The sequence below is a fragment of the Pseudorhodoferax sp. LjRoot39 genome (assembly GCF_964253035.1).
Classification (GTDB): Bacteria; Pseudomonadota; Gammaproteobacteria; order Burkholderiales; family Burkholderiaceae_C; genus Pseudorhodoferax.
Window position 1 is genome coordinate 4,259,891 of record NZ_CAXUQL020000001.1, and the last position, 24,008, is coordinate 4,283,898.

Annotated in this window: 21 protein-coding genes; 11 read left to right on the forward strand and 10 right to left on the reverse strand. The window is 71.7% G+C overall.

Features of this window, described 5'->3' with window-relative positions; all coding sequences use genetic code 11:
- Positions 1–144: 144 nt before the first annotated feature.
- The 4 genes from ACSQ4M_RS19755 to ACSQ4M_RS19770 all read left to right on the forward strand — a co-directional run bounded on the left by ACSQ4M_RS19755 (position 145) and on the right by ACSQ4M_RS19770 (position 5,459).
- Positions 145–1,506: a dicarboxylate/amino acid:cation symporter gene (locus ACSQ4M_RS19755; RefSeq protein ID WP_436191126.1), complete on the forward strand. Its 1,362-nt coding sequence runs from the start codon at positions 145–147 to the stop codon at positions 1,504–1,506.
- Positions 1,507–1,595: 89 nt separating this feature from the next.
- Positions 1,596–2,294 carry a DUF6781 family protein gene (locus ACSQ4M_RS19760; protein ID WP_436191127.1) on the forward strand — a complete coding sequence of 233 codons (699 nt, stop codon included), beginning with the start codon at positions 1,596–1,598 and terminating at the stop codon, positions 2,292–2,294.
- A 67-nt stretch (positions 2,295–2,361) separates the two neighbouring features.
- The gene (locus tag ACSQ4M_RS19765) at positions 2,362–4,101 is read left to right on the forward strand and encodes a sensor histidine kinase (RefSeq protein ID WP_436191128.1); all 1,740 of its coding nucleotides are present in this window, start codon (positions 2,362–2,364) and stop codon (positions 4,099–4,101) included.
- Positions 4,098–5,459, forward strand: a complete 1,362-nt coding sequence (locus ACSQ4M_RS19770; protein WP_436191129.1) for a sigma-54-dependent transcriptional regulator — start codon at positions 4,098–4,100, stop codon at positions 5,457–5,459. Before ACSQ4M_RS19765 ends, ACSQ4M_RS19770 begins: the two co-directional genes overlap by 4 nt.
- A gap of 6 nt (positions 5,460–5,465) precedes the next feature.
- On the opposite strand, the gene ACSQ4M_RS19775 is transcribed toward ACSQ4M_RS19770, so the two are convergent.
- Genes ACSQ4M_RS19775 through ACSQ4M_RS19790 form a run of 4 tightly spaced genes read right to left on the reverse strand, consistent with a single transcriptional unit; the run spans position 5,466 to position 9,603 of the window.
- The gene (locus tag ACSQ4M_RS19775) at positions 5,466–6,293 is read right to left on the reverse strand and encodes an SDR family NAD(P)-dependent oxidoreductase (RefSeq protein WP_436191130.1); all 828 of its coding nucleotides are present in this window, start codon (positions 6,291–6,293) and stop codon (positions 5,466–5,468) included.
- Positions 6,290–7,069, reverse strand: coding sequence for a citryl-CoA lyase (locus ACSQ4M_RS19780; protein WP_436191131.1), 780 nt, complete (start codon positions 7,067–7,069; stop codon positions 6,290–6,292). Before ACSQ4M_RS19780 ends, ACSQ4M_RS19775 begins: the two co-directional genes overlap by 4 nt.
- Before the next feature lie 17 nt (positions 7,070–7,086).
- Positions 7,087–8,592, reverse strand: coding sequence for a class I adenylate-forming enzyme family protein (locus tag ACSQ4M_RS19785; RefSeq protein ID WP_436191132.1), 1,506 nt, complete (start codon positions 8,590–8,592; stop codon positions 7,087–7,089).
- Between the two features lie 27 nt (positions 8,593–8,619).
- A complete protein-coding gene (locus tag ACSQ4M_RS19790; protein WP_436191133.1) occupies positions 8,620–9,603 on the reverse strand; it encodes a Bug family tripartite tricarboxylate transporter substrate binding protein in 984 nt (327 codons plus the stop codon).
- An 80-nt stretch (positions 9,604–9,683) separates the two neighbouring features.
- On the opposite strand from ACSQ4M_RS19790, the gene ACSQ4M_RS19795 reads away from it, so the two are divergent.
- Positions 9,684–10,478, forward strand: a complete 795-nt coding sequence (locus tag ACSQ4M_RS19795) for an IclR family transcriptional regulator (RefSeq protein ID WP_436191134.1) — start codon at positions 9,684–9,686, stop codon at positions 10,476–10,478.
- 7 nt (positions 10,479–10,485) lie between these two features.
- Here the strand turns inward: ACSQ4M_RS19795 and ACSQ4M_RS19800 are convergent, their stop codons facing one another.
- Positions 10,486–11,577: a DUF2855 family protein gene (locus ACSQ4M_RS19800; RefSeq protein ID WP_436191135.1), complete on the reverse strand. Its 1,092-nt coding sequence runs from the start codon at positions 11,575–11,577 to the stop codon at positions 10,486–10,488.
- A 163-nt stretch (positions 11,578–11,740) separates the two neighbouring features.
- On the opposite strand from ACSQ4M_RS19800, the gene ACSQ4M_RS19805 reads away from it, so the two are divergent.
- Positions 11,741–12,619: a DMT family transporter gene (locus tag ACSQ4M_RS19805; RefSeq protein WP_436191136.1), complete on the forward strand. Its 879-nt coding sequence runs from the start codon at positions 11,741–11,743 to the stop codon at positions 12,617–12,619.
- A gap of 23 nt (positions 12,620–12,642) precedes the next feature.
- Positions 12,643–13,026: a DUF2845 domain-containing protein gene (locus ACSQ4M_RS19810; RefSeq protein ID WP_436191137.1), complete on the forward strand. Its 384-nt coding sequence runs from the start codon at positions 12,643–12,645 to the stop codon at positions 13,024–13,026.
- Here the strand turns inward: ACSQ4M_RS19810 and ACSQ4M_RS19815 are convergent.
- From ACSQ4M_RS19815 to ACSQ4M_RS19825, 3 genes are read right to left on the reverse strand one after another with little or no spacing between them, the layout of a single operon-like run.
- Positions 13,023–13,433 (reverse strand): diacylglycerol kinase, encoded by a 411-nt coding sequence (locus ACSQ4M_RS19815; RefSeq protein WP_436191138.1) that lies wholly within the window; start codon positions 13,431–13,433, stop codon positions 13,023–13,025. The genes ACSQ4M_RS19810 and ACSQ4M_RS19815 overlap by 4 nt on opposite strands.
- A complete protein-coding gene (locus ACSQ4M_RS19820; protein ID WP_436191139.1) occupies positions 13,430–14,785 on the reverse strand; it encodes a histidine kinase dimerization/phospho-acceptor domain-containing protein in 1,356 nt (451 codons plus the stop codon). The genes ACSQ4M_RS19815 and ACSQ4M_RS19820 overlap by 4 nt, the downstream gene beginning before the upstream one ends.
- On the reverse strand, positions 14,782–15,468 hold the full coding sequence (locus tag ACSQ4M_RS19825; protein WP_436191140.1) for a response regulator transcription factor: 687 nt from the start codon (positions 15,466–15,468) through the stop codon (positions 14,782–14,784). The genes ACSQ4M_RS19820 and ACSQ4M_RS19825 overlap by 4 nt, the downstream gene beginning before the upstream one ends.
- 62 nt (positions 15,469–15,530) lie before the next feature.
- Here ACSQ4M_RS19825 and ACSQ4M_RS19830 point away from each other — a divergent pair, with 62 nt between their 5' ends.
- The 3 genes from ACSQ4M_RS19830 to ACSQ4M_RS19840 are packed head-to-tail and all read left to right on the forward strand — an operon-like array spanning position 15,531 to position 19,928.
- On the forward strand, positions 15,531–16,223 hold the full coding sequence (locus tag ACSQ4M_RS19830) for a phosphatase PAP2 family protein (protein ID WP_436191141.1): 693 nt from the start codon (positions 15,531–15,533) through the stop codon (positions 16,221–16,223).
- Positions 16,220–17,923 carry a phosphoethanolamine transferase gene (locus ACSQ4M_RS19835; RefSeq protein ID WP_436191142.1) on the forward strand — a complete coding sequence of 568 codons (1,704 nt, stop codon included), beginning with the start codon at positions 16,220–16,222 and terminating at the stop codon, positions 17,921–17,923. Before ACSQ4M_RS19830 ends, ACSQ4M_RS19835 begins: the two co-directional genes overlap by 4 nt.
- 49 nt (positions 17,924–17,972) lie before the next feature.
- A complete protein-coding gene (locus tag ACSQ4M_RS19840) occupies positions 17,973–19,928 on the forward strand; it encodes a methyl-accepting chemotaxis protein (protein WP_436191143.1) in 1,956 nt (651 codons plus the stop codon).
- Between the two features lie 24 nt (positions 19,929–19,952).
- Here the strand turns inward: ACSQ4M_RS19840 and argC are convergent, their stop codons facing one another.
- Positions 19,953–20,930, reverse strand: a complete 978-nt coding sequence (gene argC / locus ACSQ4M_RS19845) for an N-acetyl-gamma-glutamyl-phosphate reductase (RefSeq protein WP_436191144.1) — start codon at positions 20,928–20,930, stop codon at positions 19,953–19,955.
- A gap of 119 nt (positions 20,931–21,049) precedes the next feature.
- Here argC and ACSQ4M_RS19850 point away from each other — a divergent pair, with 119 nt between their 5' ends.
- Positions 21,050–21,934 carry a LysR family transcriptional regulator gene (locus ACSQ4M_RS19850; RefSeq protein WP_436191145.1) on the forward strand — a complete coding sequence of 295 codons (885 nt, stop codon included), beginning with the start codon at positions 21,050–21,052 and terminating at the stop codon, positions 21,932–21,934.
- A 77-nt stretch (positions 21,935–22,011) separates the two neighbouring features.
- Here the strand turns inward: ACSQ4M_RS19850 and ACSQ4M_RS19855 are convergent, their stop codons facing one another.
- Complete coding sequence (locus ACSQ4M_RS19855; RefSeq protein ID WP_436191146.1) at positions 22,012–23,973, reverse strand: gamma-glutamyltransferase family protein; 1,962 nt, start codon at positions 23,971–23,973, stop codon at positions 22,012–22,014.
- Positions 23,974–24,008 lie beyond the last annotated feature (35 nt).

Sequence of the window (24,008 nt, forward strand, 5' to 3'; positions counted from 1 at the left end):
CCGTTTTGCTTCTGCGTCTGGAAGGCCGGAGCGGCGGCCGGTCGGTGTGCTGAAATTTCGTTCTGAATCAACGGCTTGCTGCGTTCGCCGAGGTGGCACAGGCATTGCGAAGTGGTTTCTTTCTCCACCCCAAAGAGACAAGCCATGGACGCCGTTGCCAAGCCTCGCCCCTTCTACCGCTCCCTGTACTTCCAGGTCATCACCGCCATCGTGGTCGGCGTGCTGCTCGGGCACTTTTATCCCGACACCGGCGCCGCCATGAAGCCGCTGGGCGACGGCTTCATCAAGCTGATCAAGATGATCATCGCGCCCATCATCTTCTGCACGGTGGTGGTCGGCATCGCCGGCATGGAGGACATGAAGCGCGTCGGCAAGACGGGCGGCTACGCGCTGCTGTACTTTGAGATCGTCAGCTCCATCGCGCTCGTCGTGGGCCTGGTCATCATCAACATCGTCAAGCCCGGCGCGGGCATGAACGTGGACGTGAGCCAGCTCGACACCAAGGGCATCGCGGCCTACACCAAGCCCGGCCAGATGCAGGGCACGGTGGACTTCCTGCTGCAGGTGATCCCGAGCACCGTGGTCGACGCCTTCGCCAAGGGCGAGATCCTGCAGGTGCTGCTGTTCTCGGTGATGTTCGGCTTCGCGCTGCACCGCTTCGGCGGCCGCGGCACGCTGGTGTTCGACTTCATCGAGAAGTTCTCGCACGTGCTGTTCGTGATCGTCGGCTACATCATGAAGGTCGCGCCCATCGGTGCCTTCGGTGCCATGGCCTTCACGATCGGCAAGTACGGCGTGGGCTCGCTGGTGCAGCTGGGCCAGCTCATGGCCACCTTCTACGCCACCTGCCTGCTGTTCATCTTCGGCATCCTCGGAACCATCGCCAAGGCGCATGGCTTCTCGGTCTGGAAGTTCATCAAGTACATCAAGGAAGAACTGCTGATCGTGCTGGGCACCTCCTCCAGCGAGTCCGTGCTGCCGCGCATCATGGCCAAGCTGGAGAACCTGGGCGTGCGCAAGTCCACGGTCGGCCTGGTCGTGCCCACGGGCTACTCGTTCAACCTGGACGGCACCTCGATCTACCTCACCATGGCCGCGGTGTTCATCGCCCAGGCCACCAACACGCCGCTGGACATCACGCACCAGATCACGCTGCTGCTGGTGCTGCTGCTGACCTCCAAGGGCGCCGCCGGCGTCACGGGCTCGGGCTTCATCGTGCTGGCGGCCACGTTGTCGGCCGTGGGCCATGTGCCGGTCGCGGGCCTGGCGTTGATCCTGGGCATCGACCGCTTCATGTCCGAGGCGCGCGCGCTGACCAACCTGATCGGCAACGGCGTGGCCACCGTGGTGGTGGGCAAATGGACCGGCGACCTGGACGTGGCGCGCATGCAGGCCGTGCTCAACAACGAGACGCCGGCCGAGTCGGACAACCCCGAGGCCGTGCTCGACGCGGTGAACCACCACATGCCCGCATCGGCACAGGCGACGGGCAACGCGCGGGCCTGACCGCGGGACCCGATCGCAACTTGGTGCAAGATGGGGGCAGGGCGCCGGGGCCGGCGTCCGCATCTGTCCTTTGCACCAGGAGACAAGCCATGGCAAGCAGCAAGACCGGCATCGACACCGAAGCCTTGATCGCCCAGTACGAGCAGGCCACCAACAAGCAGAGCCAGGCCCTGCGCCAGGCCGTGCACGACACCACGCTCAAGGCCTTGCAGCAGCGCGAGCTCACGCTCAAGGCGATCAAGGACGTGGTCAAGTCGGTGACCGAGGCGGCGGCCCAGGGCGCGGCGCGCAACACCCATGGCGTGGACATCGACGCCATGCTCGCGCAGACCGTGGCCGGTGTCGACGATGCCGTGCGCCAGGCCGTGCAGGCCAGCCAGCGCGCGCTGCAGCAGCTGCTGGACCAGGGCCTGGACGTGCGCGAGAAGCAGGTCAAGAAGGCCATGGACGACATCGAGAAGATGGAGGACATGGTGTTCCAGACCATGCGCAAGGCCACCAGCAACGCTGCGCTGGCACCCATGCAGGGTGCCTGGGCCCAGGCACTGATGCTGTTCGGCCAGGGTGACAGCGCCACCGGCCAGGCCGCCAGCGAAGCCGTGGAGCAGCTGCTGGCCAAGGCCCAGGCGGCAGCGCGCGAAGGCCGCGCCTTCAACCAGCGCGCGGCCCAGGCCATGATGGACCACTACGCCACGCTGGTCAGCGGCGTGCTGATCGGCATGTCCGAAGCCATGGGCGCGGCGTCAAGCCCCGCAGCCAAGCCGGCGCCCGCGCGCAAGAGCCGCTGACGGGAGCGCGATGGCGGACAGCCCGGCCAAGCCAGCCCGCCCACTGCGTCGGACCGCGCACCTGGCGGTGCGCACCGCCACCGCCGCGCTGCTGATCGGCCTGGCCGCCTGGACCGGCAGCTGGCTCGCCATGCGCCAGGGCCTGGCCGCGCTGGAGCAGGTGGCGGCCCAGCGGCTGGAGGTGGCGGCCACGCGCCTCGATGCCCAGCTGGCACGCTTCGACTTCCTGCCCTCGCTGCTGGAGACCTCGCCCGAGGTGATGCAGTTCTTCGCGCATCCCGAGGACGGCCAGCGCGCCTACGGCGTCAACCTGTACCTGCAGTCGCTCAACGCCATCGCGGGTTCCGACAACCTGTACCTGGTCGATCGCGGCGGCACCGCCATTGCCGCGGCCGACTTCGCACTGCCCGGCACGCCGTACGGACGCGACCTGTCGTACCGCCCCTATGTGCGCGACGCGCTGGCCTCCGGCCGCGGCCACTTCTACGGCCTGGGCGTGACGACGGCACGCGCGGGCTACTACCTGTCGTACGCGTTGCCCTCGCAGGGCACCGCCCTGGGCCTGGCCACGGTCAAGGTCGACCTGGCCGGCATGGAGCAGGAGTGGCGCCAGCTGCCCGGGCCGGTGCTGGTGGTGGACGAGCACCAGGTCGCGATCCTGTCGAGCCGGGACGACTGGCGCTGGCGTCCGCTGGTCGCGCTGACGGACGAGGCCCGTGCCGAGGCCGCCGCCGCGCGGCGCTACGGGCCCAGTTCGCTGGCGCCGCTGGGCTGGCGCGACCGCGCCGAGGGCGACGGCCAGGCCCGCCGCGTGCGGGTCGATGGCCGGCCCTGGCTGGCCAGCACGCGCCAGGTGCACCAGGGCCGCTGGCAGCTGATCCTGCTCGACGACGAGGCAGCCGTGCGCGCCAGCGCGCGCAACTGGGCTTTCAGCGCCGCGCTGGCGATGGCGCTGCTGCTGGCTGCAGGTGCCTTGCTCGCCGCGCGGCGCCGCGCGATCCGCCAGCACCTGGCCAGCCGCGCCGCGCTGCAGCGGGCCCACGACGCGCTGGAGCGCAAGGTGGCCGAGCGGACGGCGGCTCTGCAGGCCGCGCAGGACGAACTGGTGCACGCCGGCAAGCTGGCCGTGCTGGGCCAGCTCTCGGCCGGCCTGGTGCACGAACTCAACCAGCCCCTGGCCGCGCTGCAGACGGTATCGGACAACGCCGACCAGCTGATCCAGCGCAACCGGCTGGACGAGGCGCGGGCCAACCTCGCGCGCATCGGCCGGCTCGTGGGCCGGCTCAAGCGCCTGTCCTCGCAGCTGCGGCTGTTCGCGAGCAAGCCGGCCGACATCCTTGGCAGCGTGGAGCTGCTGCGCCTGGTGCAGGAGCTGCAACAGCAGCTTGCGCCGCGCCTGCAGGAGGGCGGCATCGTGCTGTCGCTGGAGGGCCTGCCCGCCGCGCTGGCCGTGGCCGGCGACGAGAGCCGCATGGAGCAGGTGCTGGCCAACCTGCTGGGCAACGCCATCGACGCGCTGCAGGGCTGGCCTGGGCCGCGCCGCATCGAGGTGGCTGCCACAGTGGAGGGCGGCCGCGCCCGCGTCGCGATCCGCAACAATGGGCCTTTGATCGCAGACACCGTCCTGGCCCGCATGTTCCAGCCCTTCATCACCACCAAGCCCGCCGGCAAGGGCATGGGCCTGGGCCTCATGGTCTCGGCCCACCTCGTGCGCGAGTTCGGCGGCACGCTCAGCGCACACAACCTGGCGCCCACCGGGGCCGAGTTCGTCATCGACCTGCCGCTGCGGCGTGCCGATGCGCCATGACGGCTGAACTGCACCCGATCCGGGTCGTCTTCGTCGAGGACGACGAGGACGTGCGCGCCGGCAGCGCCCAGGCGCTGGAACTGGCCGGCTTCGCCGTGCAGGGCTACGAGTCGGTCGAGGCCGCGCGGCCCCATGTCGCGGCCGGCATGCCGGCCGTGGTGGTCAGCGACGTGCGCCTGCCCGGCACCAGCGGCGTGCAATGGCAGGCCGAGCTGCGCCGGCTCGATGCCGACCTGCCGGTGGTGCTGATCACCGGCCACGGCGACATCGCCATGGCCGTGCAGGCCATGCGCGAAGGCGCCTACGACTTCCTCGAAAAGCCCTGCAGCTCCGAGCAGCTGGCCGCCGTGGTGCGGCGCGCCGCCGACAAGCGCCAGCTGGCGCTGGAGGTGGCCTCGCTCAAGCGCCAGCTGGAAAGCTGGCCCGGCATCCAGGCCACGCTGCTGGGCCGTTCGGCTGCCATGCAGCGCGTGCGCGCACTGGTGCGCACGCTGGCCGCCGCGCCGGCTGACGTGGTGCTCTACGGCGAGACCGGCACCGGCAAGGACCTCGTGGCGCGCTGCCTGCACGAGCACAGCGCGCGCCGCCAGGCGCACTTCGTGCCGGTCAACTGCGCCGGGCTGCCCGAGTCGCTGGTGGACAGCGAGATCTTCGGCCACGAGGCCGGCGCCTTCACGGGCGCCACGCGCCGGCGCATCGGCAAGTTCGAGCATGCCCATGGCGGCACGCTGTTCCTGGACGAGATCGAGGGCATGCCGCTGCCCGTGCAGGCCAAGCTGCTGCGCGCGCTGCAGGACCGCAGCATCGAGCGCCTGGGCTCCAACCAGTCCGTACCGGTGGACTGCCGCGTGGTGGCTGCCAGCAAGGAAGACCTGCGCGTCGCGTCCGAGCAGGGTCGCTTTCGCAGCGACCTGTACTACCGGCTCGGCGTGGCCTTCATCGCGCTGCCGCCGCTGCGCGAGCGGCGCGAGGACATACCGCTGCTGTTCGAGCACTTCGTGCTGCAGGCCGCGCGCCGCTACGAGCTGCCGGCGCCGCTGGTCACGCCCGAGATCCTCACTGTGCTGATGGCCCACACCTGGCCCGGCAATGTGCGCGAGCTGCGCAACGTGGCCGACCGCTACGTGCTGGGCCTCATGGACGAGGAGCAGGCGCGGCTGCTGGGCGAGGGCGCGCCGGCCAGCAGCCTGCCCGAGCAGCTGGAGCAGATCGAGCGCGTGCTGGTGTCCGAAGGCCTGCGCCGCGCGCATGGCGACGTGGGCGCCACGGCGCTCGCGCTCGGCATCGCCAAGCAGACGCTGTACGACAAGCTCAAGCGGCTGCGGCTGGACGCGGCGACTTACCGCGCCGGCGAGTAGCGGCGTTCAGCTGTATTTGCCGGTCAGCCCGCCGTCCACCACGAGTTCCGTGCCGGTCACATAGGCCGCCGCATCCGACAGCAGGAAGGCGCAGGCATGGGCCACGTCCCACGCCGTGCCCATGCGCTGCATCGGAACCTGGCGTGCACGGGCCGCGCGCGCTTCGTCCAGGCTGCTGTCCGAGAACATCTTCGCCACGGTGCCGGCGATGCGCGGCGTGTCGATCAGCCCGGGCACCACGGTGTTGGCGCGGATGCCCTGGCCCGCGTACTGCTGCGCCACCATGCGCGTGAACTGCGTGACGGCCGCCTTGGTCACGCTGTAGCCCAGGTGCGGGTAGCCCACGTAGCGCATGCCGGCCACCGAGGAGATGGCCACCAGCGCGCCGCGGCCGCGCTCGGCCATGGCCGGCAGCACCTGCTGCGCGCACAGCAGCAGGCTGCGCACGTTGACGGCGTGGATGCGGTCGAAGTCCTCGGCGCTGGTCTCCATCGGGCCGCCGGTCTTGCCGATGCCCACGTTGTGGTGCAGCGCGTCGATGGGGCCGAAGCGCTCGCGTGCGGCCGCGAACAGCCGCACCACGTCGGCCTCCACGGCCACATCGCCGACCAGGGTCTCGGCCTCGCCGCCCTCGGCGCGGACCAGTGCCGTGGTCTCGGCCGCCGAGTCGGCGTCGCGGTCGGCCACGCAGACGCGCGCGCCCAGCCGCGCATAGGTCACGCAGGCCGCGCGGCCGATGCTCCAGCCGGGGCCGGCCGAGCCGCCGCCGGCGACGAAGACGACGCGGCCCGTCAGGTCCAGGGGCAGGGCGGGCGGGCGCGCATCCGCCGTCATGCCGCGCCTTCGGGCTTCTTGCCCACGAAGGGGATGGCGTGCTCGATCGTGTCCCAGATGAAGCGGCCCGAGGGGCTTTGCTGCTCCTCGACGATGTGGGCCACGAGGCCCGCCGCGCGCGAGATCACGGCGAAGCCGCGCATCACGTTGGTCGGCACGCCGATCTCGCCCAGCAGCGCGGCCACGGCGCCCGTGGCGTTGACCGTGATGGGCCTGCCCGCGACGGCGTTCACGGCCTTGGACAGCGTCTCCAGTGCGCGGATGCGGTCGCCCTTGAGTTCGGACTCGGCACGGCCCAGCTCCAGCAGCTTGTAGGCGCGCGGGTCCACCGGCTTGTGCAGGTGGTGGCCGAAGCCCGGCACGGCGCCCTTGATCTCCTTGTAGTGGCGGGCGATCTGCAGCGCCTCGGCATCCGGGTCGGCCGCGGCGGCGATGCGTTCGAGCAGCGGGGCGCAGTTCTCCATGGTGCCCACGAAGGAGCTGCCCACGGCCAGGAGGCCCGCGGCCACTGCGCCCTGCAGGTTCTCGGGTGCGCTCATGTAGACCAGGCGCGTGGCGATGGCGCTGGGTGTCAAGCCATGCTCCATGAGCACGATCAGCACCACGTCGCAGATGCGCATGTCCACCGGCCGCGGCGGGCGCTGCAGGATCTGCATGAGCATCACCTCGGTGAAGCTGCGTTGGCCCATCAGATCCTCGACGAGGTTGGCATCGCCGTAGTGCAGGCTGGTCAGCGTGTGGGTGCACAAACGGGTTTCGGGGGTCTTGGTCTTCATGCCTGTCTCCTTGGGAATCAATCGGCTGCCAGCGCGCGTTCGCGCACGGCGTTCTTGAGCACCTTGCCCACCGGCGAGCGCGGCAGGCTGGCGTGGAAATGGATGCGCTTGGGCGTGGCCACCGGGCCCAGGCGCTCGCGCACGAAGGCCGTCAGCTCGGCCTCGCTCGCCTGCTGGTCCGGGCGCAGCTGCACGGCGGCCTGCACGGACTCGCCCCACTTGTCGTCGGGCACGCCGAACACGGCGCATTCGTGCACGGCCGGGTGCTGGCCCAGCGCGTTCTCGACCTCGATCGGGTAGACGTTGAAGCCGCCCGTGATGACCATGTCCTTGAGCCGGTCCTTGAGGTAGAGCATGCCGCGTGCGTCGATGAGGCCGCGGTCGCCCGTGTGCAGCCAGCCGTCCACGATGGTCTCGGCGGTCTTCTCGGGCAGGCGCCAGTAGCCGCTCATGACGAGGTCGCCGCGCGCGACCACCTCGCCGACTTCACCGGTGGGCAGCAGCCGGCCGTCCGGCGCCATGATGGCCACGTCGCTGAACCAGGCCGTGCGGCCGACCGAGGCCCAGTTGGCCTCGTCCTCGAAGTCCTCGGGCTGCAGCACGGTCAGGATCTGCGGCGCCTCGGTCTGGCCGTAGGTGGTGGCCAGCACCGGGCCGAAGAAGGCGCGCACCTCGCGGATCTTCTCGGGCGGCATGGGCGCGCCGCCGTAGATCAGCCGGCGCAGTTGCGGAAAGTCGGCGCGGCTGGCGCCGCCCTGGGCCATCAGCATGTAGATGAGCGTGGGCGGCATGAAGGCCACGGTGCCGCCGCGTTCGCGGAAGGCCGCGCGCACGGCCGCCGCGCCGCTGCCGTCCAGCAGCACATGGCAGCCGCCCTGGGCCAGGATGGGCAGCAGGTAGGTGGAGGTGCCGTGCGTGACGGGTGCGGCCAGCACGTAGCGCTCGTGCTCGTCGAAGCCCCAGCAGTGGATCTGGTTGGCGATGTTGGCCATCCAGGCGCGGTAGGGCTGCATCACGCCCTTGGGCGCGCCCGTGGTGCCGCCCGTGAACTTGATGGCCTGGGTGGCGTCGTCGGGCAGCGCGATCTGCGGCTGCGGCGCGCCGGCATGGCGCGCCAGCAGGGCGGCCACGCTGTCGCCACCGGCCGGGGCCTGGTCGGTCCACAGGCGCTGGCCGGGCGCGCCCTCGAGCAGGGCGGCGCAGTCGGCGTCCAGCACCAGGATGCTGGGCTCGGTCGCGTCCACCAGGCGGCGCAGCTCGGGCCGCGTGCTCTTGGGGTTCAGCGGCACCCAGACCTTGCCGCAGGCCAGCACGGCCAGCAGCGCCACGATGTAGGCTACGCTGTTGTGCGCGCAGATGCCCACGCGGCTCTGCGGCTGCGGGTCGATGGCGCTCAGTGCGGCGGCCAGTGCGCGCACGCGTTCGGCCAGTTCGGCGTAGGAAAGGCTGCCCTCGGGCGCATCGATGGCGGTGCGCGCGGGCCAGCGCGTGGCGGCGCGCCAGAAGAAGTCGATCGGGTACATGGGTTTCTCAGTGGCGTGGGAGGGAACTCATTCGGCCGAGGCGCCGGAGGCCTTGACCACGGCCTGCCAGCGCGTGATCTCGGCATCGGCGAAGGCGCGCATCTGCTCGGGCGTGCCGGGCGCGGGCGTGGCCGCCAGGTCCTGCAGGCGCTTCTTCACTTCGGGTGTTTCCAGCGCTTGGTTCAGCGCCTTGTTGAGCTGGGCGACGACGGGCGCCGGCGTGCCGGACGGCGCGGCCAGGCCGAACCAGGACTGCACGTCCAGGCCCGGAAAGCCGGACTCGGCCAGCGTGGGCACATCGGGCAGCATGGGCAGGCGCTGCGCGCTGGTCACGGCGATGGCGCGCAGCTTGCCCGACTGCACATGCGGCAGCGAGGAAGGCGCGTTGTCGAACATGGACTGCACCTGGCCGCCCAGCAGGTCGGCCACGGCCGGGGCGCTGCCGCGGTAGGGCACGTGCAGCATGTTGAGCCCGGTCTGCATCTTGAACATCTCGCCCGACAGGTGGATGGACGAGCCGCTGCCCGAGGAGGCGAAGGTGATGCCGTTCTTCTCGGTCCTGGCGAAGCGCTGGTAGTCGGCCACCGTCTTCACGGGCAGGGAGGGATGCACGACCAGGATGTTCGGGATCTTGGCCATGAGCCCGATGGGCGCGAAGTCCTTGCGCGGGTCGTAGCCCAGCTTGCCGTACAGCGAGGCGTTGATGGTGTTGGCGATGGTGTAGACGTAGAGCGTGTAGCCGTCGGCCGGCGCGCGCGCCACCACTTCGGCGCCCACGTTGCTGTTGGCGCCCGTGCGGTTGTCCACGATGACCGGCTGGCCCAGCAGCTCGCCCATCTTCTGGCCGACCAGCCGCGTGACCACGTCGGTGGCGCCGCCGGCCGCGTAGCCGACCACCAGGCGCACGGGCTTGGCGGGCCAGCTTTCGGCGTAGGCGGGCAGGGCGCTCGCACACGCCAGGCTGGCGACAAAGGCCAGCAGGCGGCGGCGGCAAGGGTGGTGGTCGGTCATGTCGTCTCCTGGTTGGGGTGGTGTGGCCGGGGCTGCGGCACACTGCGCGGCATCGCTCCCGACCGCCGGAATTCTTCGCCATGGCCCGCTCCAGCACGAACCAGAACGTCCACTCTGCGGACGATTCATCCCTTGACGCCGGCGGCGCCCGCGCGTTGCGGCGGGGGCTGCAGTTGCTGGATGCGCTGCTCGATGCCGGCCCCGAGGGCCTGCGCGTGGTCGAGCTGTGCCGTGCCTGCGCGCTGGAGCGCGCCACCGTGCACCGCCTGCTGGCCACAATGCAGGCGGCCGGCTACGTGGCCACGGCGGGGCGCTTCCGCTACGCGCCGGGGCCACGGCTGGGCCGCGCCGCTGCCACCACGGGCCAGCCCAACATGGCGGTGCGGCTGCAGCCGGTGCTGGCCCGGGTCAGCGCGGCCTTCGGCGACGCCGCCTTCGCCATCGTGCGCGACGGCCCGCATTCGCACTGCATCGCGCGCCAGGTCGGCACGCACCCGGTGCAGGTGCTCGTGATCCAGGTCGGCACGCGCCAGCCGCTGGGCGTGGGCGCCGCCGGGCTGGCGCTGCTGTCGGCGCTGCCCGACGCCCAGGTGCAGCAGATCGTCGCGGCCAATGCGCCGCAGCTCGCCGCCTACGGCGGCATGACGGCCGAGCGCATGCACCTCCTGGTGCGCGCCACGCGCGAGCGCGGCTGGTCGGTGATCGGCAACCACGCCACGCGCAACGTGCTGGCCGTGGGCATGGCGGTGCGCGACGCGCGCGGCGAGCCGGTGGCCGCGATCAGCCTGGCCAGCACGCTGGCGCGCATGCCGCGCGAGCGCCAGCAGCTGGTGGCGCGCACCATGCGCGAGGCGCTGGCGCCGCTGGCGGTCTGAGCCTGTTTCAGGGCGCCGCCAGCGACACCATGTGGCCGCTGCGCGGATCGCCGGCGCCGGCCAGCAGCTGGCGGTAGAGCGCCTGCGCGGCCGCGGCACCCTGGTGGTGCTGCGGCACCAGCCAGGGCCGGGCCGGGTCGCCCACACGGGCCAGCAGCGCCTGCCAGGCCTGCAGCTGGCGCGCGTTGAAGCCCTGGCGGCCCCAGTCCTGCGTGCGCTTCTTGATCTGCGCAGGTGCGAAGAACGGCACGGCGGGCGGGCCCGGCAGCTGCACGTCCGTGCCCAGCTGTGCGAGGTGGGTGGCGCCCACCGTGCAGCTGTGGCGCAGCTGCACGAAGCGCGCGTGCACGGCCTGCCGCAAGGCGCTGTTGCCGGAGAAGTCCACGTACACGCAAGGCGTCTCGGCCGCCAGCGCATCGAGCGCGTCGTAGGCCAGCACGCGGTCGTAGCAGCCGAGGCTGGTGCAGAACGCCATGTTCGCGGGCGAGGTCAGGCCGACCACCGTGAGGCCGGCGCGCTGCGCCAGCTGGAACGCGCAGCCGAAGGCCGTCTTGCTCGACGCGCTGGACAGCAGCACGGTGCCGGCACCGAAGAAGCCCTGGTCGGCCAGGAAGTCGTCGATGAGCCAGGAGGTGATGAACAGCGGCCGCAGCAGGGCCTGCAGGTCCTCGCTGTCGGCGGTGTAGAGCGGGTCGTCCGCGCAGCGGCTGTAGTGGTTGTAGACCGGGTGCAGCGGCACGCGGTGCGGCGCCGCGTCGACGAAGCTGTCGGGCCGCAGCCGCTGCGGCTGCAGCACGGCCTGGTCCGCCATCGGCCACAAGCCGTACAGGCGCTCGCCGACCGCCACACCGGCCTGCGCGGATTGGACCACCGTGCCGAAGCCCCAGGCCGGCACGATGCCCCAGCCGACCTCGCCGCTCGGGAAGAATTCCCAGTAGCGCAGGGACTGGCCCAGCGCGGCATAGGTCAGGTTGTTGGACGTCAGCGCGAACGGTGCGATGCGCACGCGGATCTGGCCCGCGGCGAGCGCGGCGTCCGGCAGGGTCTGCAGCCGGGTCTGGTCCAGGGCGTCCTGGCGGACGAGCACAGTGGTGGGCATGGTGGCCTCCTTCAAGCATGGACGAAACACCTTAGCCCTGCGGCGTGACGGATGGCATCGCCTGCGCGGCGCGGCTGTCGCACCGGTGACGCGCGCCCTGGCGCCGGCCGGTGCGCACAGGCCGCACAATCGCCGCCCATCGGAGACAAGACAAACACGGGCCATGCATCTCACACACACGCGCGCGCTGTTCCTGATGGTGCTGGTCACACTGATGTGGTCGATTGCCGGCGTCGTCACGCGGCAGCTGCAGGCGGCCGAGGGCTTCGAGGTCACCTTCTGGCGCAGCTTCTTCACGCTGGTGGCGCTGGCCGTGCTGCTGCCGCTGCTGCAGGGCCGCACGCTGTGGGCGCGCATGCGCGCCGCGGGCTGGGCGCTGTGGATCTCGGGCCTGTGCTGGAGCGTGATGTTCACGGCCTTCATGCTCGCGCTGACGCTGACCAGCGTGGCCAACGTGCTCGTGACCATGGCGCTGGGGCCGCTGTTCACGGCGCTGGTGGCGCGCTTCGCGCTGGGCCACCGGCTGGCGCCGCGCACCTGGGGCGCCATCGTGCTGGCCGGCATCGGCATCGCCTGGATGTACGGCACGCAGCTCGGTGGGGGCAGCGGGGTGCTGACCGGTACGCTGGTCGCGCTGTGCGTGCCCGTGGCTGCCGCCGTGAACTGGACCGTGGTGCAGCGCAGCCATGCCGCCGGCCGCGACCTCGACCTGGTGCCGGCCGTGCTGGTGGGCGCGCTGCTGTCGTCGCTGACCACACTGCCGGCGGCGCTGCCGCTCACCGCCACGCCGCACGACATCGGCCTGCTGGCCCTGCTGGGCTTGGTGCAGCTGGCCATTCCCTGCGTGCTGGCAGTGCGCTGCGCGCGCGTGCTGGCCGCGCCCGAAGTCTCGCTGCTGGCGCTGCTGGAGGTGATTTTCGGCATCGCGCTGGCCTGGCTGGGCGCGGGCGAGCAGCCCGGGCCGTCGGTGCTGGTGGGCGGCTCGCTGGTGATCGTGGCCCTGGTCGGCAACGAGCTGCTGGGCTGGCGCGCGCGGCGCTGAGCGGCAGGCGTATGCTCGCGGCCATGCTGTGCCCGCACGTCCTGCACCCCGTCCGCCTGGCGGCGGCCTGCTTCGTCCTGGTCGCCGCGACGCTGGCCGCCCCGGACGCCGAGGCCTCGCAGTCGCTGCGCTGCAATGGCCAACTCGTGGGCAAGGGTGACTCGCCCGTGGCGCTGCTGCACAAGTGCGGCGACCCGGTGTACCGCCAGCCGGTCTGCGTGTCCATGCTGCAGCTGGGCTGGATCGTCACGCCCTACCGCGGCGACGGCCCCGGCGCCGTGCTGGCCAACCAGTGCGTGCCCATGGAGGAGTGGACCTACGACCGCGGCCCCGGCAACTTCCTGGGCATCGTGCGCCTGTACAACGGCGCCATCGAATCGGTGCGCGACGGCGCGCGCCTGCGTTAGCCGAAGCGCGCCAGCAGCGCCGCCACCCAGACCCCGCCGCAGAACAGCAGGGCCAGCAGCACCGCCGCGCTGCCCAGGTCCTTGGCGCGCTTGGACAGCGCATGCCACTGCGGGCCGACCCGGTCGATGGCCGACTCCACGGCCGTGTTGAGCAGCTCCACCACCATCACCGCCACCACGCTGCCGACCAGCAGTGCCACCTCGGCCCAGCCGCGGCCCAGCCAGAAGGCCAGCGGCAGCAGCACCAGCGCGAGCTGGGCTTCGAGCCGGAAGGCCTTCTCGGCCCAGCCGGCACGCAGGCCCTCGAACGAATGGCGCAGCGCATGCCACAGGCGCACGAGGCCGTGGCGCCGCTTGTGTGGGTTGTCGAACGTGGGATCGGACGGGGTGGGGCGGTCTTGGGTCACGGTGGGGACGTGTTGTGGCCGGGCGTGCTGCCCAGCGTGAGGGTGTCGCAGCGCCAGCCGTCGGCGTCGGGCCCGGTGGTGCCGAAGCCGCCACCGTGCACGGCGGCCACACGCCGCACGACCTGGTGGCCCAGCCCCAGGCCCAGCACGGCGCCGCCGCGGCGGTGATCGCCCGGGTGCAGCAGGCTGGCGGCGTTGTCGCGCACCTGCAGCGTGGGTGGGTCGGCCAGCACCCGGATCTCCACGGCGGTGCCGGGCGGCGTGTGGCCCAGCGCGTTGGCGACCAGGTTGCGCAGCGCGATCTCCAGCAGCACGGGGTGGCCGTTGGCCGTGCACTCGGCCGGCGCGTCCACCGCCAGCTCGTGGGCGCTCTCGAACGCGTCCTGGGCCTGCTCGGCCGCGATCCGGCGCGCCAGCGCCGCCAGGTCGAGCGGCTGCGCGGTTTCGGCCAGTTGGGCCCGGCTGGCCCGGGCCAGGGCCAGCAGGTCGTCCATGATGGCCGCGGTGCGCGCGGCGTCTGCCTCGACCTGCGCCAGCGCGGCCTGGCGCTCCCCGGTTGTCAGCGTGCCGCGCAGCGAGGTGGCGTGCAGGCGCAGCGAGGCCAGCGGCGTGCGCAACTCGTGCGCGAAGGTGTCGGCCAGCTCGCGCTCGTGCGCCAGCGCGGTCTGGTAGCGTGTGCCCAGCGTCTCGATGGCCGCCACCATGGCCTGGAACTCGGCGTGCGGCGGTGCGTGCAGCCGGCCGGCCTGGTGGATGTCCATGGCACGCACACGCGCGCTCAGGTCCAGCAGCGGCCGCAGGCCGCGCCGCACGGCCAGCGTGAGCACCAGCGTGACGATGGGCAGCAGCCACAGGCCGGGGGTGGCGACCTGCCCGGCGATGTCCTCGGCCAGGTCGTCGCGCTCCTGCACGCTCAGCAGCACGGCGACCTTGCGCGCCTGGCCCACGTCGTCACTGCGCACGAAGACGCGCCAGGCCTGGGCCGGCTGGCCCAGCTGCAGCGTGGCGAATCCCTCGGACGTCTCGAAGGCCAGCAGGGGCGCCGGGCCGGTGCGGGTGAGCAGCTTGCCGCTCTCGTCCCAGATGGCCACGCTCAGCGACTGCTGGTAATCGTGCGCTTTCAGGTTCGGCGCCACGCCCAGGGTGGCAGCATCGGGGCGCTGCTCCTCGAAGGCCGTGCCGGACTGCGCCAGCAGCAGCGAGGCCACGCTGGCCAGGTGGCCGTCGGTCAGCTCGTCGGACTCTTCCACGCCGGTGTGATAGCCGACCAGCATGAACACCGACCAGACCGCGACCAGCGCGCCCAGCGTCCAGGCCAGCAGCTGGCGCTGCAGCGAGGGCCGGCCCGTCACCGGCGTGCTTCCTCGGGCACGAAGTAGCCGACGCCGCGCATGGTCTGGATCAGGCCGTCGCCAAGCTTTCTGCGCAGGTGGTGCACGTGGACCTCGATGGCGTTGCTCTCCAGCGCCTGGTCGAAGCTGTACAGGCTGGCTTCGATCTGCTGGCGCGACAGCACGCGCGGGCTGGCCTGCAGCAGCGTGAGCAACACGCCGAACTCGCGCGTGGACAGCTCCACGCCGCGGCCGTCCTGGCGCACCTGGCGCGCCGCCGGGTCCACTTCCAACGTGCCGCGGCGCAGCAGCGGCTGCGGCCGGCCGGCCGCGCGGCGGCACACGGCGCGCAGCCGCGCCGCGAGTTCGTGCGCGTCGAAGGGCTTGCTCAGGTAGTCGTCGGCCCCCATGTCCAGGCCCGTGATGCGCGAGGCCACCTGGTCGCGCGCGGTCATGATGAGCACGGGCGTGGCCGGGTCGGGCAGGGCGTTCGGCACTGCCTGGCGCAGGCGCTGCAGCAGCGTGGCGCCGTCGCCGTCGGGCAGGCCCAGGTCGAGCAGCACCGCGTCGAAGGCTTCCACGCGCAGCGCCGACCAGGCGGCCTCCAGGCCGTCCACGCAATCGACCGCCCAGCCATGCTGGCCCAGCGTCAGGCGCAGGCCCTGGGCGATGCCCGGATCGTCTTCCACCACAAGAACACGCATGGCCGCCATTGTGCCGAGCGCTCTTAAGGGTTCCTTAAGTGAGGCGCCCGAAGCTCGCCGGCATGCAAGATCGACAAGGACTCCGAGGACCGGGCACCGTGGTGCTGGCCCTGCTCGCGTTGCCGCTGCTGTGGGACGCCGGCGGCTGGGACATGGCGCTGGCCGAGCACATGGGCGGCCCGGCCGGCTTCGCGCTGAAGGGCAATTGGTGGCTGACCCATGTGTTGCACGACCGGGCGCGCCAGCTGGCCTGGGCGGTGGGCCTGCTGCTGTGCCTGGGCGTGGCCTGGCCGGTCGGACCGCTGCGCCGGCTGCCCTTTGCGCGGCGGCTGCAGCTGGCGCTGTCGGGCCTGCTGGCCACGGGCATGGTCGCGCTGGTCAAGTCGGGCAGCCACACCAGCTGCCCCTGGGACCTCGCGGCCTTCGGCGGCGTGGCCCGCTACCAGTCGCACTGGCTGGGTTGGCTGCAGGCCGACGGTGGGGCCGGGCGCTGCTTTCCGGCCGGCCATGCCAGCGCCGGCTTCGCCTTCGTCGCGGGCTGGTTCGCGCTGCGGCGCGACCTGCCGCGCCTGGCCGCGCTCTGGCTGGTGCTGGCCGTCGTCGCCGGCCTGGTGCTGGGCCTGGCCCAGCAGCTGCGCGGCGCCCACTTCATGAGCCACACGCTGTGGACCGCCTGGATCTGCGCCGCCGTGGGCTGGGCGGTCGACTTCGCTTTCGCGCACACGCGCATGAACCTCCAAGGAGCCGCCGCATGATGCGCCGCCCGATGTCCCCGCTCTGGCTCGTGCTGGCCGCCAGCCTCTGGATGACCCTGGTGGGCAACGGCGCGCTGTGGCAACGCCTGTCCGCGTTGAACCTGCTCGCGGGTGGCCGGGGCCTGGCCTTCGGCGCTGCGCTGTGGCTGGCCATCTGGGCCCTGCTGGCCGCGCTGCTGGGCCTGTTCGCCTGGCGGCCCACGCTCAAGCCCCTGCTCGTGCTGCTGCTGTTCAGCACGGCGCTGGCGCGGCACTTCATGGACAGCTATGGCGTGCTGATCGATCCGGGCATGCTGGTCAACGCCATGCAGACCGACTGGCGCGAAGCCGGCGCACTGCTGAACTGGCAGCTGCTGGCCGGCGTGCTGGTGCTGGCCGTGCTGCCGGCCTGGCTCGTCTGGCGCCAGCCCGTGGCCTATGGCGGCATGGGACGCCAGCTCTGGCGCAATCCGGCGTTCTCGCTCGCGGCGCTGCTGGCGCTGGCGGCGCTGGTGCTGGCCATGTTCCAGCCGCTCGCTTCGGCCAGCCGCAACAACAAGGACCTGCGCTACCTCGTCAACCCGGTGTCCAGCGTGGTCTCGGTCGTGCGGCTGGCGGCGCGGCCGTTCCAGCACAAGGCCGGTCCGCTGCAGCCACTGGGCGAGGACGCCCGGCTGGGCCTGTCCACTCCCGCTGGCGGCACGGCACGGCCGCGCCTCTTGCTGCTGGTGCTGGGCGAGACCGCGCGCAGCGACCACTTCGGCCTGAACGGCTATGCGCGGCCGACCTCGCCGACGCTGGCGCGCGAGAACGTGCTGAGCTTTCGCAACGCCTGGTCCTGCGGCACCAGCACGGCCGAGTCGCTGCCCTGCATGTTCTCGCACCTGCCGCGCGAGGAGTACCTGCGCCGCGATGGCAACTACGAGAACCTGCTCGACGTGCTGCAGCGCGCCGGACTGGCCGTGCTGTGGCTGGACAACCAGTCCGGCTGCAAGGGCGTGTGCGACCGCGTGCCCAACGCCGCCACGGACCAGAGCGCCAGGAGCCCGCTGTGCAGCGGCGGCGAGTGCCTGGACGGCGCCATGCTGGAGCAGCTGGAAGCGCGCCTGGCGACGCTGGACCCGGCACGCCGCGCGCGCGGCACCGTCGTCGTGCTGCACCAGATGGGCAGCCACGGCCCGGCCTATGCAAAGCGCTCGCCGGCCTCGGCCAAGCGCTTCCTGCCCGAATGCACGAGCAATGCGCTGCAGGACTGCGATCCGCAGCAGCTGCGCAACGCCTACGACAACTCCATCGCCTACACCGACCAGTTCCTGGGCGAAGCCATCGCCTGGCTGCGGCGCAACCCCACGGGCACCGACAACGCGCTGATGTACGTGTCCGACCACGGTGAATCGCTGGGCGAGAACAACCTGTACCTGCACGGCATGCCCTACGCCATCGCGCCCGACGTGCAAAAGCACGTGCCCTGGATCACCTGGCTGTCGCCAGGCTTCGCGCAGGCCACGGCGCTGTCGGACAGCTGCCTGCGCGGCCGTGCCGACGCGAAGGTCTCGCACGACGATTACTTCCATTCCGTGCTGGGCCTGATGGACGTCTCCACGCGCATCTACCGCATCGCGCAGGACGCCTACGCCCCCTGCCGGCAGGACGCCACCTGGGCTGGCCGGCTGCCGCGCCAGGCCGCAGCCCTGGCCGGTGCGCCGACAGCCGGTTCCTGATCCGCCCTGTGCGGCGTGCGCGTGGTGTGGAACTTGCGGTGCTCGCCGCATGCTCCAACGCCTGTCCCTGTTTCACAAATTCGCCATCCTCGCGCTGATCGGCGTGCTCATGTGCCTGTTGCCGGCCTGGCTCTACACGCGCGGCGCGCTGCAGACGCTGGCGCAGGCCCGCCATGAAGCCCGCGGCGCCGCGCCGCTGGCCGCGCTCCACCAGGCCGTGCAGGGAATGCAGGTGCACCGCGGCCTGTCGGCCAGCATGCTGAGCGGCAACGAGGTACTGGCGGCGCGCCGCCCGGCCGCGCGCGACGCGGTGGCCAAGGCGCTGGAGGCCGCGGACGCGCGCTTGGCCGAAGCCGCGGTGCCGGCCGCGGAACGCCAGGCCTGGACCCAGCTGCGCCAGAGCTGGCAGCAGCTGGAGTCCGAGGTGGCCGCGCGCAGCCTGCAGGCGCCACAGAGCACGGCCCGGCACACTGCCCTGATCGGCACCACCATGCGCATCGGCGAGGAACTGCTGCAGAGCTTCCGGCTCACGGTGGAGCCGGAGCCGGCGCTGCAGGCGCTGATCCAGGCCGCGCTGGTGCAATCGCCCATGCTGGGCGAAAAGCTGGGCGTGATGCGGGCACAGGGCGCGTCCTTCCTCGCGCGCGGCGAGCTGCCGCCGCCGGGCCGTGCGCTGCTGCAGTCGCTGCGCGAGCGCGTGCTGGAGCTGCAGGGCGAAGCCTTCCGCAACATCGCACGTGCCAGCGCCGCCGACCCCACGCTGCGGCGAGCGCTGGAGGCGCCTGCGCGCCAGCAGAGCGAGCGCATCGCCGCCACGCTGCAACTGGCGGAGCGCGAACTGCTGCAGGCCGCCACGCTCACCTTGCCCGGTCAGGCCTATTTCGACGACTTCACACGGACCATCGACGGCCTGTACGAACTCAACGCGCTGGCCATGTCCAGCCTGGATGCGGCCCTGCAGCAGCGCATCGTGGACCAGCGCCGCGCGTTGCTGTGGACCGGCCTGGCGCTGGGCCTGGCCCTGCTGCTCGCGGGCGGCCTGATGGCTGCGTTCGTGCGCTCCATCACACGGCCGCTGGCGCAGGCCGTGGCGCTGGCGGATGCCGTGGCGCAGGGCGACCTGGCCGGCCCGGGCATTGCGCATGGCACGGACGAGGTCGGCCGCCTGATCGCCGCACTGCTGCGCATGCGCGAACAGCTGACGCAGGTGGTGCTGCGTGTGCGCGGCAACGCCGACGGCGTGGCCACCGCCAGCGCCGAGATCGCGCAGGGCAACAACGACCTGTCGGCACGCACCGAGAGCCAGGCCAGCGCGCTGCAGCAGACGGCGGCCTCGATGGAGCAGATGACGGCCGCGGTGCGCCAGAACGCCGACACGGCGCGCCAGGCCAGTGCGCTTGCCGCCAGCGCCGGCGGCGTGGCCGAGCAGGGCGGCGCGGTGGTCGCGCAGATGGTGCAGACCATGCAGGGCATCCATGCCGCCTCGGGCCGGATCGCCGACATCATCGGCGTGATCGACGCCATCGCGTTCCAGACGAACATCCTGGCGCTCAACGCGGCGGTGGAGGCCGCGCGCGCCGGCGAGCACGGCCGCGGCTTCGCCGTCGTGGCCAGCGGGGTGCGCGTCCTGGCCAAGCGCAGCGCCGACGCGGCCAAGGAGATCAAGGCCCTGATCACCGACAGCGTGCAGGGCGTGAACGCCGGCAACGCGCTGGCCGGCCGGGCCGGCACGACCATGCAGGAGCTGCTGGCCGCCGTGCGCCGCGTGTCCGACCTGATCGGCGCGATCAGCGCCGCCAGCCAGGAGCAGTCGCAGGGCGTGGCCCAGGTCGGCGAGGCCGTCACGCAGATGGACCAGACCACGCAGCAGAACGCCGCGCTGGTCGAGCAGATGGCAGCGGCCGCGGGCAGCCTGCGCAGCCAGGCGGGCGAACTGGTCGAGGGCGTGGCGGTGTTCCGCACGCAGGGCGCGCGGAACGATGCCTGGCGGCTGGAGGCGGCCTGACCGGCCTGGCCGGCGCAAGAGCGCTCACGCAGCCCGCAGGTCCGGTACGGCGGTGAAAGGCCCCTGCGTGTGGGCTGCCGACAGCCCGAGCATCAGGTCCAGGTTCTGCACGGCCGCGCCCGCCGCACCCTTGCCCAGGTTGTCGAACACCGCGGCCAGCAACACCTGGCCGGTGCGCTCCTGTCCGAACACCGCGAGCCGGATGCGGTTGCTGCCGTTGAGCGTCTGCGGGTCGATCCGCTGCGCATCGACGTCGCCGCCCAGCGGCTGCAGTTCGATGCAGGGCTGGCCCGCGTAGCGCATGGCGAGCGCGGCGTGCAGGTGCGCGGCGGTCACGCCCGCAGGCAGCAGGCGCTGGTGCAGCGCGATCGTGAGCACGATGCCTTGCCGGTAGTGGCCGTAGGCCGGCACGAACGCGGGGGCATGCGCCAGGCCGGCGTGCTGCTGGATCTCGGGCACGTGCTTGTGCTGCAGGCCCAGGCCGTAGACCTGCAAGGGCGGCGCACTGGCCGCAGCGGCGCCTTCGTGCGCCTGCAGCCCGGCCCGGCCTTGGCCCGAGTAGCCCGAGATGGCATGGATGGCCAGCGGATGGTCGGCCGGCACCAGGCCGGCCTCGACCAGGGGCCTGAGCAGGAGCAGTGCGCCGGTCGGGTAGCAGCCGGGGTTGCTGACCCGCGCGGCAGCGGCGATGCGCGCGGCCTGCGCCGGCTCCATCTCGGGCAGGCCGTAGACCCAGCCGGGCGCCGTGCGGTGGGCCGAACTGGCATCGATCACGCGAACGCCGGGACGGCGCACCAGGGCCACGGCCCCGCGCGCGGCGTCGTCCGGCAGGCACAGCAAGGCCAGGTCGCAGTCGTTCAAGGCCTCGGCGCGGTGGGCCGTGCTCTTGCGGTGTTCGGGCGGCAACTGCAGCACGCGCAGGTCGGTCCGGCCGGACAGCCATTGGCGCACCTGCAGGCCGGTCGTGCCTTGGTCGCCATCGATGAAAACGAGAGGGGTCATGGAGTGCTCCAACAGGGATCGGAGCGCATCGTGCCGTGCCTGGCGAATGCAGGCCAGTTGAATCTGACAAACTTGCGATTCACCATTCCTGAATCATCCAGCGACAACGGGCCTGCTCCATGCGCGAACTCAATCTCGACCGGCTGCGCACGCTGCTGACGGTGGCCGATCTCGGCTCGTTCGCCGCCGCCGCCAAGGCGCTGCACCTGGCACCGCCCACGGTGACGCTGCACGTGGCGCAGCTGGAGGCCCGGCTCGGCACGCGGCTGCTGCACCGTGCGTCCTCGGGCGTGACGGCCACGTCCGCCGGCAGCCTGTTGATCGACAAGGCCCGGCGGCTGCTGGCCGAAGCCGACGAGCTGCTGCAGGCCGTGCAGGCCCAGATCGCCGCGCGCGGCGGCCGTGTGCGCCTGGGCGCCTCCACCGGCGCGCTGGCGCACCTGCTGCCGCAGGCGCTGCAGGCCCTGTCGGCCCGGCATCCGGACATCGATGTGCAGGTCGCGGTGGTGACCAGCGTGGAGGCGCTCGCGCGGCTGGCGGCCGGCAGCCTGGACATCGGCATCGTCGCGCTGCCGCAGCCCGCGCAGCGGGGCCTGCGCGTGCGGGCCTGGCGCCAGGATCCCGTGCTGGCCTTCGTTCCCGCGGACTGGAAGCCGCCACGGCAGGTGACGCCCGCCTGGCTCGCGGCCCGGCCCCTGATCTCCAACGACCGCGGCACCCGGCTGTCGCGCCAGACCGCCGAGTGGTTCGCAGCGGCCGGGGAGCGGCCACAGGCGCGCATCGAACTGAACTACAACGACGCGATGAAGAGCCTGGTGGCCGCCGGCTACGGCGCCGCGCTGTTGCCGCACGAGTCCGGCGCGCCGCTGCCCGATGCACGCATCAGCATGCGGCCGTTGCGGCCGGCGCTGTCGCGTGCGCTGGGCATCGCGCACCGGGTGAGGCTGGACGACGGGCCGACGGAGTTGACGCTGCAGGCCCTGCTGGAGATGCCGACGCACTGACGCGCAGCGCGAAAAAAAAGCGCAAGGCCCGTTGCCGGGCCTTGCGCGTCGGGGCGGGGCCGCAAGAGCCCCAAGCGTTACAGCGCGCCGTCGCCCAGCACGATGCCTTCGCGGCGCGGGTCCACGCCGCCTTGCAGCATCCACTTGCCGTCCTTTTGGACGCGCATCACAGTGGAGATGCCGCTGGACTGGGCGCCGGTGCTGACCGTGTGGCCCATGGCGCGCAGGCCGGCGACGAGCGCCGAGGTGTCCAGCGTCGTGTTGGCGCCATCGACGTTGGTCGTCGGGCTGTTGGCTGCACCGAAGTCGACCATCGAGGTGGCCTGCTGCGCGTCCAGGCCCCAGTCGAGCGCACCGACCACGGTCTTCAGCACGTACTGGATGATGGTGCCGCCGCCGGGAGAACCGGTGGCCATCACGAATTCGCCGGGCTCGGCGCCGCGGAACACCAGCGTGGGTGCCATCGTGCTGCGGGGGCGCTTGCCCGGTGCGACACGGTTGGCGATCGGCGTACCGGTGCTGTCCGCCGGCTGGGCCGAGAAGTCGGTCAGCTGGTTGGTCAGCAGGAAGCCGTTGGTCATGTGGAACGAGCCCATCGACGACTCGACCGTGGAGGTGACCGAAGCCACGTTGCCATAGGCATCGACGATGGAGAAGTGCGTGGTGCCGGCTTCCTGCGAGGTGTCGCGGCCCAGCGGCACATCACCCAGGTTGCCGGCCTGTGCCGTGCCCATGCTCTTGGTCATGTCGATCAGCGCGGCGCGGCTCTTCAGGTAGTTCTTGTCGAGCATGGTCGCCAGGCCGCTGCCAGGCAGCGGGATGTAGTCCGTGTCGGCCACGTACTTGTCGCGGTCGGCGTAGGCCAGGCGCGATGCTTCGCTGACCAGGTGCACGCCCATCACGCTGGGCACACCGCCTTCGTTCGACGGGTTGGTCGGCGGGTAGAACGACAGCGGGAAGTTCTCCAGGATGCCCAGGGCCTGCGTGATCGCGATGCCACCGGAGGACGGCGGCGCCATCGAGCAGATGAAGTAGGTGCTGCGGTAGGTGGTGCAGGCCGGGTCGCGTTTCTTGGGCTTGTAGCCGGACAGGTCGGCCAGGGTCATGAGGCCGGGCGTGATGGGCGTGGCGGCGGTGTCGTCGCCCACGGTCTGGCCGACCTTGGCCACGATGGCCTTGGCGATCTCGCCGGTGTGCAGCGCGTCCGCGCCTTGCGCGGCCAGCGCCTTCAAGGTATCGGCGTACGGTGCGTTCTTGGTGGTGTCGCCAGCCTTCTTGGGCGTGCCGTCGGCGTTGAAGTAGGCGGCGACGGCGTTGGCATCCAGCCGCAGGCTGGCAGCGCTGCCGCTGATCGCCGCACCCATGCGCGCCGGAATGATGTAGCCGTTGGTCGCCAGGTCGATGCCTTCGTCGAACAACTGGTTCCACTTGAGCTTGCCATGTTCCTTGTGCGCCATTTCCATCATGCGCATCACGCCCGGCACGCCGATCGAGCGGCCGCTGCGGCGTGCGGAAGGAACGGGTGCGGCAGAGGCGGGGTCGGCCTGGTCCTGGCGCGCCAGGTAGTAACCGGTCGCTGCGGCGGGGGCCGTCTCGCGGCCGTCGTAGGCGGTGACCTTCTTGCTGGCCGCGTCGTAGTACATCATGAACGCACTGCCCGCGATGGTGCTGGACTGCGGCTCGACCAGGCCCAGCACGGCCTGCACGGCGATGGCTGCATCGGCCGCCGTTCCGCCGGCCTTCAGCACTTCACAACCGGCCTTGGTTGCCAAGGGCGTATTGGCAACGACCATGTAGCTGCTGGAGTGCTTGGCCTTGTAGCCCAGGCGGTATCCGGAAGCAGCCTCTGGCGCAGCCGGGTCGCCAGCAACCCCGGAGCCCACGACGACGGACGCGCCGCTGCTGGACAGCACAGAGCAGCTGTCGGCCTTGGTGTCGACGATCAGGTCATCGCCATCGCTACCGCCACAGGCAACGACAGTGAGCGCAATGGCAATGGGAGTGGCGATCCAGAGAGGGGTGCGTGTTGTGAATTTCATTTGAAAGGGATGGACCTCGGAACAGGGGAGCTGTG